Source organism: Haloparvum alkalitolerans, assembly GCF_055381565.1.
Genome location: NZ_AP043938.1, coordinates 1468955 through 1487791 on the forward strand (window position 1 = coordinate 1468955; position 18837 = coordinate 1487791).

At 71.3% G+C, this 18837-nt stretch carries 20 protein-coding genes; 11 read left to right on the plus strand and 9 right to left on the minus strand.

What is annotated here, in order from left to right; all coding sequences use genetic code 11:
• Positions 1-100 precede the first annotated feature (100 nt).
• On the plus strand, positions 101-2566 hold the full coding sequence (locus ACZ432_RS09710) for a DUF2298 domain-containing protein (RefSeq protein WP_426962497.1): 2466 nt from the start codon (positions 101-103) through the stop codon (positions 2564-2566).
• 26 nt (positions 2567-2592) lie between these two features.
• Here ACZ432_RS09710 and ACZ432_RS09715 read toward each other — a convergent pair whose 3' ends face one another.
• Entirely contained in the window at positions 2593-2952 is a 360-nt protein-coding gene (locus ACZ432_RS09715) for a hypothetical protein (RefSeq protein ID WP_426962496.1), read from the minus strand.
• 83 nt (positions 2953-3035) lie between these two features.
• Here ACZ432_RS09715 and nth point away from each other — a divergent pair, with 83 nt between their 5' ends.
• Complete coding sequence (gene nth, locus ACZ432_RS09720) at positions 3036-3719, plus strand: endonuclease III (protein WP_426962495.1); 684 nt, start codon at positions 3036-3038, stop codon at positions 3717-3719.
• Between the two features lie 36 nt (positions 3720-3755).
• On the opposite strand, the gene ACZ432_RS09725 is transcribed toward nth, so the two are convergent.
• The 3 genes from ACZ432_RS09725 to ACZ432_RS09735 are packed head-to-tail and all read right to left on the minus strand — an operon-like array spanning position 3756 to position 6182.
• Positions 3756-4715 (minus strand): AEC family transporter, encoded by a 960-nt coding sequence (locus ACZ432_RS09725; RefSeq protein WP_426962494.1) that lies wholly within the window; start codon positions 4713-4715, stop codon positions 3756-3758.
• Positions 4712-5464: an HD domain-containing protein gene (locus ACZ432_RS09730; RefSeq protein ID WP_426962493.1), complete on the minus strand. Its 753-nt coding sequence runs from the start codon at positions 5462-5464 to the stop codon at positions 4712-4714. The genes ACZ432_RS09725 and ACZ432_RS09730 overlap by 4 nt, the downstream gene beginning before the upstream one ends.
• A 22-nt stretch (positions 5465-5486) precedes the next feature.
• Positions 5487-6182: a phosphoribosyltransferase gene (locus ACZ432_RS09735; protein WP_426962492.1), complete on the minus strand. Its 696-nt coding sequence runs from the start codon at positions 6180-6182 to the stop codon at positions 5487-5489.
• Between the two features lie 289 nt (positions 6183-6471).
• On the opposite strand from ACZ432_RS09735, the gene ACZ432_RS09740 reads away from it, so the two are divergent.
• The 4 genes from ACZ432_RS09740 to ACZ432_RS09755 all read left to right on the plus strand — a co-directional run bounded on the left by ACZ432_RS09740 (position 6472) and on the right by ACZ432_RS09755 (position 8025).
• Positions 6472-6906 (plus strand): nucleoside deaminase, encoded by a 435-nt coding sequence (locus ACZ432_RS09740; protein WP_426962782.1) that lies wholly within the window; start codon positions 6472-6474, stop codon positions 6904-6906.
• A gap of 138 nt (positions 6907-7044) precedes the next feature.
• Positions 7045-7437, plus strand: a complete 393-nt coding sequence (locus tag ACZ432_RS09745; protein ID WP_426962491.1) for a prefoldin subunit beta — start codon at positions 7045-7047, stop codon at positions 7435-7437.
• Entirely contained in the window at positions 7438-7722 is a 285-nt protein-coding gene (locus ACZ432_RS09750; RefSeq protein ID WP_426962490.1) for a DUF3194 domain-containing protein, read from the plus strand. It begins immediately after the preceding gene.
• Positions 7723-7809: 87 nt separating this feature from the next.
• Entirely contained in the window at positions 7810-8025 is a 216-nt protein-coding gene (locus ACZ432_RS09755; RefSeq protein WP_426962489.1) for an HVO_0649 family zinc finger protein, read from the plus strand.
• Here ACZ432_RS09755 and ACZ432_RS09760 read toward each other — a convergent pair whose 3' ends face one another.
• From ACZ432_RS09760 to ACZ432_RS09770, 3 genes are all read right to left on the minus strand, one after another.
• Complete coding sequence (locus tag ACZ432_RS09760) at positions 8026-10017, minus strand: DUF2070 family protein (RefSeq protein ID WP_426962488.1); 1992 nt, start codon at positions 10015-10017, stop codon at positions 8026-8028. It abuts the gene before it with no gap.
• A gap of 57 nt (positions 10018-10074) precedes the next feature.
• Positions 10075-10629, minus strand: a complete 555-nt coding sequence (locus ACZ432_RS09765; RefSeq protein WP_426962487.1) for a GMP synthase subunit A — start codon at positions 10627-10629, stop codon at positions 10075-10077.
• 149 nt (positions 10630-10778) lie between these two features.
• On the minus strand, positions 10779-11753 hold the full coding sequence (locus ACZ432_RS09770) for a transcription initiation factor IIB (protein WP_426962486.1): 975 nt from the start codon (positions 11751-11753) through the stop codon (positions 10779-10781).
• 116 nt (positions 11754-11869) lie between these two features.
• Between ACZ432_RS09770 and rnhA the strand changes: the two genes are divergently transcribed.
• Together rnhA and ACZ432_RS09780 are read left to right on the plus strand one after the other, a co-directional pair.
• A complete protein-coding gene (rnhA, locus tag ACZ432_RS09775) occupies positions 11870-12466 on the plus strand; it encodes a ribonuclease HI (RefSeq protein WP_426962485.1) in 597 nt (198 codons plus the stop codon).
• On the plus strand, positions 12453-13130 hold the full coding sequence (locus ACZ432_RS09780; RefSeq protein WP_426962484.1) for a DUF7108 domain-containing protein: 678 nt from the start codon (positions 12453-12455) through the stop codon (positions 13128-13130). The genes rnhA and ACZ432_RS09780 overlap by 14 nt, the downstream gene beginning before the upstream one ends.
• Before the next feature lie 120 nt (positions 13131-13250).
• Here ACZ432_RS09780 and ACZ432_RS09785 read toward each other — a convergent pair whose 3' ends face one another.
• Positions 13251-13610, minus strand: coding sequence for a PadR family transcriptional regulator (locus ACZ432_RS09785; protein WP_426962483.1), 360 nt, complete (start codon positions 13608-13610; stop codon positions 13251-13253).
• A gap of 301 nt (positions 13611-13911) precedes the next feature.
• Between ACZ432_RS09785 and ACZ432_RS09790 the strand changes: the two genes are divergently transcribed.
• Positions 13912-14445 carry an inorganic diphosphatase gene (locus ACZ432_RS09790; protein ID WP_426962482.1) on the plus strand — a complete coding sequence of 178 codons (534 nt, stop codon included), beginning with the start codon at positions 13912-13914 and terminating at the stop codon, positions 14443-14445.
• Positions 14446-14807: 362 nt separating this feature from the next.
• Here the strand turns inward: ACZ432_RS09790 and ACZ432_RS09795 are convergent, their stop codons facing one another.
• A complete protein-coding gene (locus ACZ432_RS09795; RefSeq protein ID WP_426962481.1) occupies positions 14808-15089 on the minus strand; it encodes a hypothetical protein in 282 nt (93 codons plus the stop codon).
• A gap of 200 nt (positions 15090-15289) precedes the next feature.
• Here ACZ432_RS09795 and ppsA point away from each other — a divergent pair, with 200 nt between their 5' ends.
• Both ppsA and mfnA read left to right on the plus strand, forming a co-directional pair.
• Positions 15290-17581 carry a phosphoenolpyruvate synthase gene (gene ppsA / locus ACZ432_RS09800; RefSeq protein ID WP_426962480.1) on the plus strand — a complete coding sequence of 764 codons (2292 nt, stop codon included), beginning with the start codon at positions 15290-15292 and terminating at the stop codon, positions 17579-17581.
• A 48-nt stretch (positions 17582-17629) separates the two neighbouring features.
• On the plus strand, positions 17630-18700 hold the full coding sequence (gene mfnA / locus ACZ432_RS09805) for a tyrosine decarboxylase MfnA (protein WP_426962479.1): 1071 nt from the start codon (positions 17630-17632) through the stop codon (positions 18698-18700).
• Positions 18701-18837 lie beyond the last annotated feature (137 nt).

Sequence of the window (18837 nt, forward strand, 5' to 3'; positions counted from 1 at the left end):
CCTCGGGACCGGATAAAAGGCGTTTGACTCCACGCGAGACCGGGGAGCGAGGCGACCCGGAACCCGAAGAGGTATGCCCCGCGGCGTGTCTGGGGCGGACATGGAGTACCTCCTCGTCGGCTGGTGGCTCCTCGCGTTCGCGGCCCTCTCGGCGCTGGCGTTCCCCCTCTGTGCCCGGCTGTTCCCCCGATTCCCGGGATACGGCGCCGGGCTCGCGCCCGCGGTCGCGCTCGCGACGCTCACCGTCGTCGGCTACTGGACCGGCCGCGTCAGCTACGGCCGACACACGCTGTGGGTCGCGCTGGCCGGCCTCGTCGCGGTCTCGGCGCTGGTCGGACTCGACCGCGCCGCGCTCCGTCGCGGGGAGGTTCGCCTCGCGGGCGACCGGCTCGCCGACGACCGGTCGCGCCCGCGGCGCCGGGACCTGACCGCGCCCGCGGCGGTGTTCGCGGCCGCGTTCCTGCTACTCGTGGCGGTCCGGAGCGCCGACCCTGCGGTGACCGCAGCCGGGGGAGAGAAGTTCCTCGACTACGGGCTGTTGCGGAGCCTCCTGCGCGCGGAGTCGCTGCCCCCCTACGACGTGTGGTTCGCCGGCGAGACGGTGAACTACTACTACGGCGGCCACCTCGCGGCCGCCCTCCTGACCCGGCTGGCGGGGACGCCACCCTCGTACGCGTACAACCTCGCGCTCGCCGGGTTCTACGCGACGCTGGCGGCGGCGGCGTTCGAGCTCGCCCGGGCGGTCGCCGCCGGTCGCGCGCGCGGTCGGGGTGTCGACGGCGACGACGCCGCGGACCACGGGCTCCGGGCCGGGTTCGCGGGCGCGTTCCTGGTCGCCGTGGCCGGAAACCTCGTGTCGGCGGCCAGGCTCGCGGTCGCCGCCCTCCCGAACGCGCTGGCCGAACCCGTGGCCCACCGCCTCACGCGCGGGACGCGCGTCTCCCCGGACGACCTGTTGGCGGGGGTCGAGGGGTTCCACTACTGGACCGCCAGCCGGGTGATCCCGGGGACGATAAACGAGTTCCCCTTCTTCGGCTTCCTCAACGGCGACCTCCACGCGCACATGATGGGCGCGCCGTTCCTGCTTCTGGCCGCGGCGCTGGCGTACGCCTACTGGGAGACGCCGGCGGAGCGCCTCCGGCGGCGGCGCCTGCTCGCGTTCGGCGCCGTCCCCGTCCTCGGCGGACTGCAGGTCGTGGTCCACACCTGGGACGTGGCGACGACGCTCGGCCTGCTCTGGCTGACGCTGACGTTCGCGCCCGCGGCGCCGCTGTCACTGTTGCCCCGCGGCGAGGCGCTCGCCGCACGACTGCGGGGCGCCCTCGGCGAGGGGCTCGCGGCGACGGAGGTCGCACGTACCGGCGGCGCCCTCCTCGCGACCGGCGTCGCGGCCGTCGGGGCGGGCGTGCTCGGGGCGCCGTTCCTGCTCGGCGCCAGCAGCGGGCAGGAGCCGGCGCTGCTCGCGGCCGAGATGCGGTCGGCGCTCACGCCCCTGCTCCTCGTCCACGGAGCCTTTCTGGCGGCGTTCGGGGCGTACCTGGTGGGCCGGATCGCCGACGGGGCGTTGCGTGAGGTCCTCCTCGTCCTCGCGGGGGCCGCCGCGGTCGCGGTCGCGTCGCTGGCGGCGGGGCTCCCGGCGTTCGCGGTCGTCGTCCCGCTGCTCGCGCTCGGGTGGGCCGCGTTCCGGCTGGACCGCGGCGTCGGCTTCGAGACGGCGCTGATCGTCGGCGGCGCGGGACTCATCGGGCTCGTCGAGGTCGTCTTCGTCGTCGAGGAGGCGGGCCCCGGCCGGATGAACACCGTGTTCAAGGTGTACGCGCAGGTGTGGGCGCTGTGGGCGACCGCGGCCGGGGTCGTGCTCGCGGAGCTGTGGGCGACCGGTTTCCGGGTCACGACCAGCGCCGTCGACGCCGCGACCCGCCGCGGGAGCGCCGCCGCGGAGCGGACCGCTGACGCGCTCGGCGACATCCGGGCGCGGCTGCCGACGGACCGCACCCTCGCCCGCGCGCTCGTCGCGCTGCTGCTGCTCGCGACCGCTCCCTACGCCCCGATGGCGCTCGGGCAGCACGCCGCGGTCCACGACGCCGGGACGCTGGACGCGACCGCGTTCGTCGAGGCGGAGCATCCGTCCGAGGCGGCCGCCATCGACTGGCTCGACGAGGAGGCGACCCACCGGGATACCCTGCTGGAGGCGCCCGGGGCGAGCTACTCCCCCGAGGGACTCGCCGCGAACCCCGGTGAGCCGGGCATCTACACCTGGCGCGCCAACCCCGCCTCGAGCCTGACGGGGATCCCCACCGTCGCGGGGTGGTCACACGAGGTGGGCTACCGCGGCCGCGAGGCCTACACCGAACGGGTCGCCGCCGTCGACCGGGCGTACGCCGGTTCGGACGCCGAGCGCGTGGCCGCTCTCCGGGAGTACGGGGTCGACTACGTCTGGGTCGGGCCGACCGAGCGCGACCGCTACGGCGACGTCTCCTTCGACCGGTTCGCGGGCATCGAGGTGGCGTACGAAACGGAGACCGTAACGGTGTATCGCGTCGACAGCGAGGAGCTCGCGACGTAGCTCCCCGCGACTGTGCCGCTCGGTCGTCAAACTGCGAACAGCAGCCGCAGGTTGTTCGCGGTGACGGCGAGCCCGAACAGGGTCAACAGCCCCGGTCCGAAGTAGTAGACCAGCGCGTCGTCCTCGCGGCCGCCGACGACGCTGATCCACACCATGACCCCGAAGCCGACGAGTTTGACGGCGACCAGCCCGGCGAGTCCCACGCGCTCGATGGCGAACGCGACGAGGGGATTGCCCTCGACGAGCGCCGGGACGAACCACACCAGCGCGACCGTGGTGACGATGTCGCCGACGCCGTACGTGGTCGTCGCGAGGATCCACAGCGCGTAGAACTCGCGCGGGCGGCGGCGGTAGATGGGAATCGCGGGCGACGAACGGTCGGTCACACTCGTTCTGTGAGCGCAACCGAGGTGAACGTGCCGGCCGCCGACTCCGAACCGTTCAACATCCGCCGCGCGAAGGTGCCGGTATGGGAACGCCGCTGGAGACGCCGAAAGAGCAGGCCGAGGAGGTCATCGACCGGCTCTACGAGGAGTACCCCGACTCGACCATCTCGCTCAACTACTCGAACCGGCTGGAGCTGCTCATCGCCGTGATCCTCTCGGCGCAGTGCACCGACGAGCGCGTGAACGCGGTGTGTGCGGACCTGTTCGAGAAGTACGAGACGCCCGAGGACTACGCCGAGGCCGACCAGGAGGAACTCGCCGCGGACATCGACTCGATCACCTACTACAACAACAAGGCGAAGTACATCCGGTCGGCCTGCCGGGACATCGCCGAGGAGCACGACGGCGAGGTGCCGGACACGATGGACGAGCTGACCGACCTGATGGGCGTCGGCCGCAAGACCGCCAACGTCGTCCTCCAGCACGGCCACGACGTCGTCGAGGGGATCGTGGTCGACACGCACGTCCAGCGCATCTCGCGCCGGCTCGGGATCGCGGAAGCAGAGCGCCCCGAGGCGATCGAGCAGGAACTGCTCGAGATCGTGCCCGAGGCGCACTGGCAGCAGTACACGCACCTCCTGATCGACCACGGGCGCGCGGTCTGTACCGCCCGGAACCCGGACTGCGGCGACTGCGTGCTGGCCGACATCTGCCCCTCCTCGAAGCTCGACGCGGACGTGGACCTGGCCTCCGGCGAGGCGTGGTAGGGGACGGCCCGTTCCGCAGTCGCGGCCGACCGCCCTTCAGATGAGGACGCCCGACTGCAGGGCGACGATCAGCACCGTCAGAAGCGGGATCGAGAGGAGCGTCGTCACCAGCACGACCGTCGAGACGTACTCCGGGACCGAGATCCCGCCGAGGTCCCGGTTCCCCGCGAACTCCGCGACGAGGATGACGGGCGTGATCGCCGCGGGCATCGCGGTCTCCAGCACGAACACGCGCGCCACCGTGGGGTCGGAGAAGCCGACGAGATGTGCGACCGCCAGCCCGACCGCGGGCGCGACGAGGAGCTTGAGCGCGGATCCGACCCCGGCCTTCGAGACCGCGGCCGCGTAGTCGGTCCGCGCGAGCTGGAGCCCGAGGACGATCAGCATCACCGGGATGGCGGAGTCGCCGACCAGCCCGACGGCCTCCATCGAGGCGGCTTCAGCGGGCGGGACCACGCCGGCTCCGCGGGCGAGCAGCGCGCCCGCGACCGCGTACACCAGCGGGAGCCGGACGACGCGCTTGAGGCCGTCGAGTCCCGACGCGCCGCCCGACCGGGAGGCGACGTACACGCCCACGGTGTACATCAGCACCGCCTGCACCGAGAGGAACAGCACCGCGGTGCTGCGCCCCGTCTCGCCGAACGCGAAGTCCGAGACCGGGATGCCGAGGTTGCCCGAGTTCGAGAAGACGGCGACGAGCAGCAGCGCGCTCAAGAGCGGCTCCTCGGTCCCCCGGATCCGACCGACCCCCTCGGCGACGGCCGCCATCGCGAGCGTGAACGCGACGACGCCGACCGCCACCCGCGCCAGCGTTCCCGCCGCGAGCGTCGACGTGGCGAGGCTGTGGAACACCAGCGCGGGCGCGAGCACGTACACCGTCACGGTGTTGAGCGGCCCCGGCTCGACGTCCCTGACGCGCCCCAACAGGAACCCGGCCGCGGCGATGGCGACCACGGGGAGGACCGCGGACGCGAACACCCCGAGGAGCGCGTTCACGAGCGGTCACCCGGGTCCTTCTCGCCCCCGGCGTCGGTCGCCCCGTCGCCGTCGGCACCGGCGTCCGAGTCCCCCTTCGCCGCCTCGTAGCGCTCCCGGATCCGGGCGACGAGCGTGCGTCCGGCGTCGGTCCGGAGCCGCGGCTCCGCGGTCGCGAAGAATTCGTCGAGGTCGTCGTAGGCCGCGAACGCGTCCGGTTCGCCCGCCGCCGGGTCGTACTGGTCCGCGCGCTCGTACGCGAGCGCCTGCAGACACAGGTCGATCAGGTCGCACTCCTTGACCAGCCGCGCCGCCGGCGTCTCGCGGGCCTCGTAGGCCTCCCACGCCGCCCGGACGCGGTCGGGAAGCGGTCCCGCGAGGTCGGCCATCGCGGCGCGCTCCGCGGCCTCCTTCTCCGCGGGGTCGGGCGTCGCCGACGCGGCCGCCGGATCGGCGCGCGTGGCCACGTCGCCGGTCGCCGCCTCCGCCGCGTCGTGGACGACGGCGAGCCGAAGCGCCTCGTCGAGGAGCGGCTCGACCGGCTCGTCGGGCGCGAGGTCGGCCGCCAGCCGGTCCCCGAGCGCGAGCACGAGGTAGGCGACCCCCCACGAGTGGGCCGCGACCGTTTCGGGCTCCGCGACCCCCCGGATCTGCCAGCCCGTGCGCCGCTCGTCCTTCAGGTCGTAGGTGGCGAGCAGGGCGTCGATGGCCGCATCGTCGTCGGCTTCGGGCGCCTCGCCAGCGTCGCCGTCCCCTGCGGGGTCGCTCACGGCCGGGGCTCCGCGGGCGGCGTCACTCCGCGAGCGCCCACTGGTCGGGGCCTCGCGACTCGATGACCTCGCGGCGCTCCATCTCCGCGAGCACCTCCGTCAGCCGGTCGGGCTGGGCGATCTCCATCTCGATGCGGTCGACGCTGTGGTACTCCGCGAGGTAGTGCCGGACCGACTCCCGGTCGAACGTCTCCTCGTCCGCTCGCTCCATGACGCCCGCGATGAGGTCGATCATGTCCTCGATGAAGTTCCACGGGTAGACGATCCACGCCCACTCCTCCAGCCGCTCGCCGACGAAGTCGGGGTCGAACTCCGAGGTCCGGAGCAGTTGGAGCGTCGCGGTGCGGACCTCCCCGGCGTTGCGCTCCTCGACGTACTCCTGGGCCCGGCGGATCGAGCCGCCGGTGTCCGCGATGTCGTCGATGATCAGCACGTCCTTCCCCTCGACGCTCCCTTCCGGCATCGGGTAGCGGACGGTGGGCTCGTCGCTCTTCTCGGCGGCGCCCACGTAGTGTTCCATCTTCAGGCTCGTCAGGTCGTCCAGCCCGAGGAAGTCGCAGGTGCACCGCCCCGCGAACCAGCCACCACGCGCGAGCGCGACGACCACGTCCGGCTCGAACTCGGCACGCTTCACCTGGTCGGAGACCGTCCGGCAGAGGCCGTAGATGTACTCCCAGTTGGTGATCGTGCAGTTGAAGTCGTCCGGGAGGTCGCTCATGTCGCGTGGAGATGGCGCCCCCGCGCTGATAAGGATTTTTAGAGCGGTCGCGGCCGGCGAGGGGCCAGTCCCCAGGCTCCAGTGCCACCGCCGCCGCCGCAACCGCCACCGCCGCCGCCACCGCCACCGCCGTCGCCACCGCCACCGCCGCCGCAACCGCAAAGGGGGGCGAGCGCGTGGTCCCCCCGTGAGAGACACGGACGAGGCCCCCGAGTCGGACACGGCGGCCGACGCGGCGGATGACGCGGCGGCGGAACCGGAGTTCGAGCGCTTCGCCCACGAGCGCCACATCGAGCGCGCCTGCGAGCTGGCGGAGGCGGCCGCCGCCCGCGGCGACGAGCCGTTCGGCACGGTGCTCGTCCGGGACGACGAGGTCGTCGCGGAGGCGAAGAACCGCGTCGTCACCGACGACGACGTCCGCGGTCACCCCGAACTCGACCTCGCGGCCGAGGCCGTCCGCGCGTTCACGGCCGACGAGCGCGCGCGGACCGTCATGTACACCAGCACCGAGCCGTGCCCGATGTGTGCGGGCGGGCTCCGCTACGCGGGGCTCGGCCGCGTCGTCTACAGCGTCGGCTCGGACGAGGTCGCCGCGTTCACCGGTCGCGGCGAGCCCGCGGTGCGCTCGGCCGAGGTCCTGGACGGGATAACCGAGGTGGTCGGCCCGGTCGCCAACGACCGCGGCCGCCGCGTCCACGAGGCCTACGGCTGGGGCGAGGAGTGACGCAGCCGGGACCGCGTGAACTCGCCCGGACGTCCGCTGTCGGACCGACTCAGGCCCGCAAATTCGGCCGACTCAGGCAGTATGGGGGACGAGTCGCAAAGTCGGGGGTTTTTCAGTCCGGGACGCATCCGTTCGACCATGCAGGGTAGCATGCCGCCCGAAGCGCAGGAGAAGATCGAGGAGCTACAGGATCTGCAGGAGACCGCTCAGGAGGTCGCCCAGCAGAAAGAGCAGTCCCAGACCGCGCTCAACGACGCCAAGACGGCGCTGAACGCGCTCGAGGACATCGACGAGGACGCCACGATGTACCGCGAGGTCGGCGACATCCTCGTCGAGACGGACTACGACTCGGCCTACGACGACCTCGAGGAGAAGGTCGACTCGCTGGAGGTCCGCGTCGAGCAGCTCACAAAGCAGGAGGACCGCGTGCAGGAGCAGTTCGAGAGCCTCCAGGAGGAGCTGCAGGAGATGCTGCAGGGCGGCGCCGGCGGCGGCCCGATGGGTCCGGGCGGTCCGGGCGCGGGCGCGTAGATGGCGACCGACGATCCGACCGACGCATCGGGCGGTGACCCGAGCGACGACCCGACCGACGAGGAGGTCGTCACGACCGCCGCGGCGGCCGCCGAGGGCGTCGTCTTCAAACACTACGACCAGTCCGCGGTGACGGACCTCGACGTGACCGTCACCTTCGAGGACGGCGTCCTCGACGTGGACGTCTACCTCAACGCGCCGGACGAGGAACACGACCCCGACGCGGTCGCGCAGGAGGCCGTCGAGGCGGCGACCGACGCCGTCGACGAGCTCTTCGACGCCTGACCGCGGTCGAGGCGCGTCCTGGTCGCGGTTTCCGACACACAGCCCCCAGCGGTACGCTTTTGTCCTCTCCTTGTGTAGTGTTACCGCATGTCAGTACTGGGTCGCGGCACGACGGCGCTCGACAGGCTCCGGGACCGCTACGACAGCGAACCGTACGTCTGTGCGGAGTGCGGGTATCGGGACGAGTCGCCCGGCTGGGAGGCGGTCACCACCGGAACGCGGGTCGTCTACAGACGCGAGTGCGAGGGCTGCGGCGCGCGCACGGTGCGGGCGTGTCGGCTCGGACCGGGCGACGCCCGGTAGTCAGGCGAACAGGAACAGGAGCAGACTCACCGCCAGCGCGCAAAGCACCACGGCGGCCAGTAGCGCCGCACCGAGCGACAGCGCCGCGTTCGCCTGCGAGGCCAGCGTCTCCGTGCGGTCGTTGCCGAACACCGTGACGGTCACCCGCTCCGTGGCGGTCCCGACCGCGACCGGCTCCAGGTCGGCGTGCGCGGCCGCGGCCGTCTCGACGACGGCGTCCGTGAGCGCCGCCTCGTCGACGGCGTCGCCGACCCGGTTGTCCGCCTGCCCGACGTTGACCGCGTGCGTGTCCGAGGTCAGCACCTCCGCGTGGTCCACGCCGGTCTCGGCCGTCACCGCGTCGAGCAGCCGCTCGCGGACGCCCGGGACCATGTTGTTGCCGTCGACCAGCACGTACGCGGCCTCCCGGCCGTCGACCCGCGTCACCGCGACTCGGAGCCCGAGGGGGCCGATCCCCTCCTCGCGCTCCCAGTCGGTCGGATCGTGGGCGACCCCGAGCTCCAGCGGGCCGCTCGCGGCGTCGGACAGCGCTTCGCCCGCGAGCGCGGCGGCGCCGTAGAGGTCGTACGACCGCGGCGACCCGGGCGTGACGTGGCCGAGGTCGCCGTCCTCCGCGGCGTCGAGGCCGGCGTGGCAGTTGTGCGCGTCCGCCAACAGCACGTCCTCGACCCCGCTCCGGCGGAGCTCGGCGGCCGCGGACTGGCCGACGCCGAACGCCACGTCGTCGGCCGACTCCGGCGCGAACGTGGCGGCGGCGAACGCGCCGTTTCCGAACCGCTGGGCGAGCGTGTGCGCCGTGCCGACCTCGCCGGTCACGGGAACGCTCGCCTCGCGGCCGTACTCCATCCGGTCGAGCGCGCGGTCGGCGGCGTCGAGGATCCGGCCGACCTCCCGCTCCGAGACGAGGTTGAAGTCGTGGCCGGCGGTGGCGTGGGGCGCGAACGCGAGCCCCTCAGCGCGCTCCGCGATCCGCTGCGGGAGGTTGCCGCCGCCGACCTCCCCCATCGGGCCGGGGTGGACCATCGGGAGGACGACCCGCGCCTTCTCCGAACCCGGCGTGGCGTCCGCGCCCTCCTCGCCGGCGCCGTCACTGTCGCCGTCCCCGCCGCCTGCCGCGGCCGCCCCCTCTCTCGGCAACTGCCGGAACGACGCGACGGAGACGGGGACGATCGCCTCCTCGCCGAGCTTCTCGAAGAACTGCTCGAGCTCGCGGGACCCCTCCGCGACGTGGCCGACGAAGCCGCGGACGAAGTCCAGCACGGAGACGCCGAGGCTTCGCCGCCACGGTCGGTCGATGCCGACGAGAAACGCCCAGACCGCGGCCGCGTACACCGACGACAGTGCGACCAACAGCAGGAAGTGGTCGACGGTGACCGCCTGCAGCGCCGGCGGCCCCGACTCCCCGCGCGCGAGCCAGCCGACGTACGCCTCCAGCGGCGCGTCGCCCACGACGAGCAGCCGGATCGTCCCGCTGTAGACGAACGCGAGCACCGCCGCGGCGCCGGGCTGGATCCCCGCCGACAGACACGCGCGAGGGACCGAGACGCGCGAGATGCCGAGGATGACGAACAGCCGGAGCGCGAAGATCGACGCGAGCGCGACCACGAGCACGTCGAGAACGAGCCCGTGAGCCAGTCCGAAGACGAACGCGACGAGGCCGGCGCTCAGGAGGGCCGTGACGACGATGACCTCGCAGGCCAGCGCCAGGAGCGCCGAGCGGTTGAACGTGAGCCGTCCCCCCATCGCCCGGTCGACCGGGGTCGTGCCGAGCGCCGCGAGGACGGTGGGGAACCCGATGAACACGAGCCCCTGCCACGCGTCGTGGCCCACGAGCAGGACGCGGAACTCGGCTTCCATCGTGGCGCCGGCGTCGAACACCGCCACGCCCGCGAGCCCGGAGAGAAGCACCGCGAACGCGAGGCTCCGGTGCCAGCGGGGGGCGGCGAAGATGAATCGAGACAGGGCGGCGAGTCGGCCCTGGGAGGCGGTCATCGGTCGAACGGTGGCCGGGGCGACTCAAAAATCCGCCGCTGTGCCGATGCGGTCGCCTTACGCGTCCTCGCAGACCGCGACGAAGTTCTCGAACACTTCCTCGCCCTCGGCGGTGTGGGCCACCTCGGGGTGCCACTGGACGCCGTAGAGGTCCTCATCAACGTTCGCGATCGCCTCCACCTCGCAGACGTCCGAGCGCGCGGTCCGGGTGAACCCCTCCGGCACCTCGGTCACCTCGTCGGCGTGGGAGGCCCACACCCGCGTCTCGGGCGCGAGCGACCCCACGAGCGGGTCGTCGGGCTCCGTTATCTCGACGTCCACGTCCGCGTAGCCGCCGTAGTCGCCCTCGCCGACGCGGCCGCCGCGCTCGACGGCCATGATCTGCATGCCGAGGCAGATCCCGAACACGGGGACGTCGAGGTCGAGGTAGTCGGCGGAGTTGCCGATGCGGTCGATGTCGGGGCCGCCGGAGAGCACGATGCCGTCGGCGTCGACCTCCGCGGGCGGCGTGTCGTTGTCGATCAGTTCGGTCTCCACGCCCATGTCCCGGAGAGCGCGCCGCTCCAGGTGGGTGAACTGGCCGTGATTGTCGACCACGACGATTCTGGTCATGTCCCGGGTAGGCGCGACGGTCACAAAAACCGCTCGGAACGTGACGCAGGTTCGTGCGCTTTAGACGCACTTTCGGTAAAGAAATATGCAGAGAAGTGGATCGTCGAGAGCGCGTAGCTCCGCCGAACGCTGCCCGTGGGCGGCCGGCGTTAGCTGTGGATCCCCATCGCCTCGATCTGTTCCTGGTACCGGTTGCGGATGGTGACCTCGGTCACCTGCGCCACGTCGGCGACCTCGCGCTGGGTCTTCTTCTCGTTACAGAGCAGGGAGGCGGCGTAGATCGCGGCCGCGGCGTAGCCGGTCGGGGACTTGCCCGAGAGCAGGCCCTTCTCGGCGGTCGTCTCGATTATCTCGTTGGCCTTCGCCTGGACCTCCTCGGAGAGCTCCAGCTCCGAGGAGAAGCGGGGGACGTACTTCTTCGGGTCGACCGGCTTCATCTCCAGCCCGAGCTCTTGGGAGATGTAGCGGTAGGTGCGCCCGATCTCCTTGCGCTCGACGCGCGAGACGTCGGAGATCTCCTCCAGCGAGCGGGGGATCCCCTCCTTGCGGCAGGCGGCGTAGAGCGCGGCCGTGGAGACGCCCTCGATAGAGCGGCCGCGGATCAGGTCCTCCGAGAGCGCGCGTCGATAGATGACCGACGCGACCTCGCGGACCGACCGCGGCACGCCCAGCGCCGACGCCATGCGGTCGATCTCCGAGAGCGCGAACTGGAGGTTCCGCTCGCCCGCGTCCTTCGTCCGGATGCGTTCCTGCCACTTCCGCAGCCGATGCATCTGCGACCGCTTCTTCGAGGAGATCGAGCGGCCGTAGGCGTCCTTGTCCTTCCAGTCGATCGTCGTCGTCAGCCCCTTGTCGTGCATCGTCTGCGTGGTGGGGGCGCCCACGCGCGACTTCTCCTGCCGCTCCGAGTGGTTGAACGCCCGCCACTCCGGGCCGGGGTCGATCTGCTCCTCCTCCACGATCAGCCCCGTCTCCTCGTGGATCAGCTCGCCGTCCGCGGTCCGCGTCAGCTCCTCCGGATCGAGTTCGTCGACGTCGATCTCCCCGTCCTCGACGTCTTCCTCTTCGTCCTCCTGCCCCGTGCGCTGCCGGTCGTACTCCCGCTGGCGAGTGGGCCCTGTCATCGCATTTATATAGTAATCCGCTGCGCTGACTTAAAAGTTTGCGGAGGGTGTCGGCGTCACAACAGGACTGGGCGCGACCGGGGAGCCTTTGTTTCGTCGCCGCGGAGCCCCACAGGATGCCGACTATCGAGTGCGATCCCGCCGCCGCGCGCGAGCGACTGGCGACCGCGGGCGTCGAGGTTCGGCCGGGCAACACCGACCACGAGCGCTGGCGGGCCGAGCGCGACGGGGCGACGGCGGTCGCGTACGACGACAAGGTGGTCGTGCAGGGGAGCGACCCGACGCGGCTCACCCTCCTTTTAACCGAGGGCGGCGGGCGCGCCCACGTCTACTTCGACGGCGCCAGCCGGGGGAACCCCGGCCCGGCCGCGGTCGGCTGGTGTCTGGTCACGAGCGACGGGATCGTCGCCGAGGGGGGCGAGCGCGTCGGGCGCGCGACGAACAACCAGGCCGAGTACGCGGCGCTGATCCGGGCGCTGGAGGCCGCCCGCGACTACGGCTTCGAGGAGGTGGACGTGCGCGGCGACTCGGAGCTGATCGTCAAGCAGGTCCGCGGGGAGTGGAACGCCAACGACCCGACGCTCCGCGAGAAGCGCGTGCGGGTCCGCGAACTGCTCGACGCGTTCGACCGCTGGTCGCTGGCGCACGTTCCGCGAGACATAAACGAGCGCGCCGACGAGTTGGCCAACGAGGCCCTCGATGAGCGACAGTGACCCCCGACCGGACGAGGAGGAACCGCCCGAGTGGGCGAAAGAGCGCGCGCGGGAGATAGCGGCCGCCGACTCGGCCGACGCGGGGGAGCCGTCGGACGCGGAGGAGTCCGCCGACCCCGACGCCGAGCGCGTCCCCGACATCCCCCGCGACGCGGTCACCGAGGCCGAGCGACTGACCCGGCTCGCCCGCGACGCGGTCGACGACGCCGCCGCGACCGCCTACCGCGAGCGCCGTGACGAGCTCGTCGCCGCCCACGACTACGAGCCGCGGATCCGCGAGGAGGACGACACGCTCGTCCTCTACCCGGCGGAGTGGGTCGAGGACGGGACGGTGCAGTTCGACCGCATCGAGGACACCGACCGCGGCGTCGAGGTGTCGCTGTCCGGGCCCGGCGACGCGGAGCGCTACGAGGAGGTGGCGAGCCACAACGACGCGGTCGCCGACCGCATCGAGCGCGAACACGGCGCCGCCCACGCCGCGAACGTCCGCGCGTTCGGGGCGTTCATGGCCAACCACTACGTGAAGGAGCTCGACCGCGCCACCCTCGACGAGCGCGCGGAGTTCCTCGAGGAGTACTACCCCAGAAACGTCTGGCCGGACGAGGAGCAGCGCGCGGTCGTCGAGGAGTCGCTGACGCTGGTCGACGACGCGCTCTCGGAGTAGTCCGCCCGAATCGCCGTTCGTGGGTCGCCGGGATGACCGGGAGCGCCGGGACGGCACCGCCGCTCCGCGGTCGGATACCGAAGAAGGCCCGGCGTGTGCCAAGCGGGCGGTCGGTCGCCGTTACAGCTGGTCGTCGACGAGACCGCGGACCGTCTCCGCGCGCTCGTCCTCGGTCACGAACTTCGAGAGGACCCAGTCGAGCCGGCCGACGACCGCCTCGACGCCCGCCTCGGTCAGCTCGTACTGGTTCGTCCGCTTGTCGAGTTCGCTCTTCTCGACTAACCCGAGGTCCACGAGGTCGTCGAGGTTCGGGTAGAGCCGCCCGTGGTTCACCTCGTCGCCGTAGTAGGACTCGAGTTCGCGCTTGATCGCGAGCCCGTACATCGGCTCCTCGGAGAGGATGACCAGGATGTTCTGCTGGAACGCCGTAAGGTCCCTCGACACCTCCGCACCGCCGCTGACAGATTGTGCCTCTGACATGCTTGAGAACATGTCATCCCGATATTTAACGCTTCGCAACGACCACCGAGTTTTATATATTGTCAGCCGACGGTCGCTGACCGAACGTGGGAGCGGACCGCTTCACGCTGCGCATTCTCGGGTTGTACTCCGGAAGAATCGGTATTGGCAGATCGTGGGTATATTCGGGAGTGTGGCGTCGATCCGTCGTCGAACGCCGCGGTTGGGCGAACGCGTCGTCGGCGTACGTCGGCGGTCGGGCGGGCCGGTCTCGGAGCGTACCCGAAAGGACTTTGACCGTGTTCGGCGGACGGGCGGACGCATGACGAACCTCTGGGAAGACCTCGAGACCGGCTCCGACGCGCCGGAGACGATCAACGCCGTCGTGGAGTGTCTGAAGGGCGAGCGCAACAAGTACGAGTACGACAAGGACATCCCCGGCGTCGTGCTCGACCGCGTCCTCCACTCGAACGTCCACTACCCCTACGACTACGGCTTCATCCCGCAGTCGTACTACGACGACGAGGACCCCTTCGACGTGATGGTGCTCGTCGAGGACGCCACCTTCCCCGGCTGCGTCATCGAGGCACGTCCGGTCGCGCTGATGAAGATGGACGACGACGGCGAGCAGGACGACAAGGTCATCGCGGTCCCCGAGGAGGACCCCCGCTTCGACCACATCCAGGACCTCGAGGACATCCCGCAACAGACGCTCGACGAGATCGACGAGTTCTTCGCGACCTACAAGAACCTCGAGGCCGGCAAGGAGGTCGAAACGCTCGGATGGGAGGACAAGGCGGCCGCCCACGACGCGATCGAGCACGCGCAGGACCTCTACGACGAGCAGTTCGCGTAGTCGGACACCGACCGAGTCGGCCGTTTCGCGTCGCACTCGACTTTTTCTGCGCGATACGCGAACGACCGATAACGCGAACGACCGATAACGCGAACGACCGATAACGCGAACGACCGATAACGCGAACGACCGACGCCGGAAGCGCCCCGCTGCGGGGGATAACCCGTGAACATAACCGCCACGTCCGGCGATGACTTATGCCCATGGGTAATTATTAGGGCGTCCGGCGGTGAGGATCGAACACGATGGCCGCACGCAACCGCTCCACGATCGGCATGAACCACCCGACGGTCGTTCCGACCAACTTCGGGGAGGACGACCGCGACGCCGGCCGCGACGAGGGGCGCGACGACGCGTAGCGATCAGGCGTTCGCGAGGAACGACTCCGCGGGGACCTCCCCGCCGACCGCCCGGACCGCGGCCGCGGCGTACAGGTCCGCGACCGGCACCGGCGGCCGATCGCCGTGGTGTCTGATGTGGCCGGCGAGGTGCCGGCACAGCTCCTCGACGGCCGCGCCGCCGGCGATCCCATCGACCTCGCGGAGCCCTCGCTCGTACTCCTCCCGGAGCCGCTCGTACCCCTCCTCTCCGACGTGTTTGGCGTTCGCCTCGTCGATCTCGCGGAGCGCAGTCTCCACGTCCATGTCGCGGACCGGGAGCGGCAGCCGGATAAGTCGGACGGCCGTGGCCACGTGATGCCCCGGGGGATGACTGCCGACCGCCACCGGTCGCGGCAGATATCGCGAATCGGCGAAAGTGCTACTCGCGGGCGAGTGAGCTTTCCTACGGCCGGAACCGGGTCGGAAGCTTCATACGTCGGCTCGCGGATTCCCCACCACAGGCAATGGCTGTACTCTCCCTGGACGACGTGGACGCCGACGACCTGGGGACGGTCGGCGGCAAGGCGGCTTCGCTCGGCGAACTCACCGGCGCAGGGCTCCCGGTGCCGCCGGGGTTCGTCGTGACGGCGGGGACGTACCGCACCTTCATCGAGGAGGCGGAGATCGACGAGGAACTGTTCGCGGCCGTCGACGTGGACCCCGAGGACTCCGCGGCGCTGCGCGAGGCGGAGGAGCGGGCCCGCGAGCTGATCCTCGGCACCGAACTCCCGGCCCCCGTTCGCGAGGGGATCCTCGACGCCTATCGCGGCATGGGCGAGGAGGGCGAGCAGGCGTTCGTCGCCGTGCGCTCCTCGGCGACCGCGGAGGACCTGCCCGACGCCTCCTTCGCCGGCCAGCAGGAGACGTTCCTCAACGTCCGCGAGGAGGCACTTATCGACCGCGTCAAGGAGTGCTGGGCGTCGCTTTTCACCCAGCGAGCGATCTACTACCGCCAGCAGCAGGGATTCCCGCACGACGAGGTGGACATCGCGGTCGTCGTTCAGCGCATGGTCGACGCCGAGAAGTCGGGCGTGATGTTCACCAGCCACCCATCCTCCGGCGATCCCCGGATCATCATCGAGGCGGCGTGGGGGCTCGGCGAGGCGGTCGTCTCCGGCTCCGTCTCCCCGGACAACTACGTCTACGACTGCGAGGCCGAGCGGCTCGACGAGGTGACCGTCGCGGACAAGAAGATCGAGATGGTGAAGGACCCGGACACGGGCGAGACCGTCACGCAGGATGTCGGGGCCGATCGCCGCGAGGAGCGCGTCCTCTCCGACGGGGAGATCGAGCGTCTCGTCGCCCTCGGCGAGCGCGTCGAGGAGCACTACGGAGAGCCGCAGGACGTGGAGTGGGCGATCGTCGGCGACGAGGTCTTCATGCTCCAGTCCCGGCCGATCACGACGATCCCGGACGCCGACGAGGCCGACGAGAGCGGGAGTTACGGGGCCGTCGACGCGGACGGTGGCGACGAGCCGGACGTGCTGATTCAAGGGCTCGGTGCGAGCCCGGGGATCGTCTCCGGCGCCGTCCGGATCGTGACGAAGCTCGACCACCTCGATAGCGTTCAGGAAGGGGACATCCTCGTCACCGAGATGACCATGCCGGACATGGTCCCCGCGATGAAGCGCGCGTCCGGCATCATCACCGACGAGGGGGGTATGACCAGCCACGCCGCCATCGTCTCCCGCGAGCTCGGCGTTCCCGCGGTCGTCGGGACCGGCACCGGGACCCGCGAGCTGGAGAGCGGTCAGCTGGTCACCATCGACGGCGACAAGGGGACGGTCCGACAGGGAGAAGAGGACGCGGCCGAGTCCGCCGAGGAGTTCGAGCCGGTCGAGGAGGCCCGGCCGCAGACTCCCGTCAAGCCGATGACGGCGACGGAGGTGAAGGTGAACGTCTCCATCCCGGAAGCGGCCGAGCGCGCGGCCGCGACCGGCGCGGACGGCGTCGGCCTCCTCCGGATCGAACACATGGTCCTCACGCTCGGGAAGACGCCCGAGGAGTTCATCGACGCCCACGGCGAGCGCGCCTACCAGAACGAGCTGATCGACGGGATCCGCGGGGTCGCCGAGGAGTTCTATCCGCGGCCGGTGCGCGTCCGCACGATCGACGCGCCCACCGACGAGTTCCGGGAGCTGGAGGGCGGTGCGGACGAGCCGAACGAGCACAACCCCATGCTCGGGTGGCGGGGGATCCGGCGCAGCCTCGACAAGCCCGAGCCGTTCCGCCAGGAGCTGGCCGCGTTCGCGCGCTTATACGAGATGGGCTACGACAACGTCGAGATCATGTTCCCGCTGGTCAACGACGCTGCGGACGTCGAGGCCGCGGTCGACCACATGCGCGCGGCCGGGATCGACCCCGACAAGCGGACGTGGGGCGTGATGGTCGAGACGCCGGCGAGCGCGCTCACCATCGACGAGCTAGCTGGGACGGGGATCGACTTCGCCTCCTTTGGCACGAACGACCTCACGCAGTACACGCTGGCCGTCGACCGGAACAACGAGCACGTCGCCGACCGGTTCGACGAGCTCCACCCGGCGGTGCTGTCGCTGATCGAGACGACCATCGAGACGTGCCGCGAGCTGGACGTCGACACGAGCATCTGCGGACAGGCCGGATCCAAGCCGGAGATGGTCGACTTCCTCGTCGAGCAGGGGATCTCCTCGATCTCCGCGAACATCGACGCGGTCCGCGACGTGCAACACGAGGTCAAGCGGAAGGAGCAGCGGCTCCTGCTCGACTCCGTGCGCTGACGGGCCGCGAACGCAACCGATAAATCGCCCTCCCGGCAACCCTTGCCCATGCAGGAGGCCGCCCCGCAGTCGTTCGACCGGGTGCTCTCGTCGATGTGCACGAAGCCGCATCCGGCTGCACGCGAGGCGGCACAGCGGTTTCTGTCCGCAAACCCCGGCGATCCCGCGACCTACGGGACGGTCGCGGAACTGGAGGAGCGGGCGGTGGAGTTGCTCGCGACGGTCACCGACCACCCCGACCCAGAGACGGCACCGGGGTACGTCGCCTCCGGTGGCACGGAGGCCAACGTCCAGGCCGTGCGGGCGGCGCGGAACCTCGCGGCGACCGCCGATCCGAACGTGGTCGCGCCGACGAGCGCGCACTTCTCGTTCACCAAGGCGGCCGAGGTGCTCGGGGTCGAACTCCGGACCGTTCCGGTCGACGACGACTACCGGGCCGACCCCGCGGCGGTCGCGGCCGCGGTCGACGACGACACGGCCCTCGTGGTCGGCGTCGCCGGCACCACCGAGTACGGGCGCGTCGACCCGATCCCGGAGCTCGCCGCCATCGCCGAGGAGGCCGGGACGCGCATGCACGTCGACGCGGCGTGGGGCGGGTTCGTGCTCCCGTTCACGGACCGCGACTGGAGCTTCGCGGACGCGACGGTCGACACGCTGACGCTCGACCCCCACAAGTTCGGGCAGGGAGTGGTGCCGGCCGGCGGGCTGGTCGCCCGTGAGCGAGAGACGCTGGACGCGCTGGCGGTCGAGACCCCGTACCTGGAGACGCCCTCGCAGGCGACGCTCACCGGGACCAGGAGCGGTGCCGGCGTCGCGGGCGCCGTGGCGGCGATGGAGGCGCTCTGGCCGGACGGCTACCGGAAGGCGGTGGATACGGCGCAGGCGAACGCCGACTGGCTGGCCGCGGCGCTGGCCGACCGCGGCTACGACGTCGTCGAGCCGAAGCTGCCGCTGGTCGCGGCCGCGGTCCCGGACGACGCCTTCGACGCGCTCCGGGAGGCTGGCTGGAGGGTCTCCCGGACCGCGGCCGACGAGCTCCGCGTCGTCTGCATGCCCCACGTCACCCGGGGGGCGCTCCGGGAGTTCGTGCGGGACCTGGACCGACTCGCGGACGACTGACCGGATGGCGGCGTGCGGAACCGACGACGCCGTCGACCGCGGTCGCGACCGGGTGACGGATGTCGAACGGACGGTGTGGCGAACAGGCGGCGCGTGACGACGGCTGTCCCGGGCGCGCGCCGCACGACCGCCTCGAC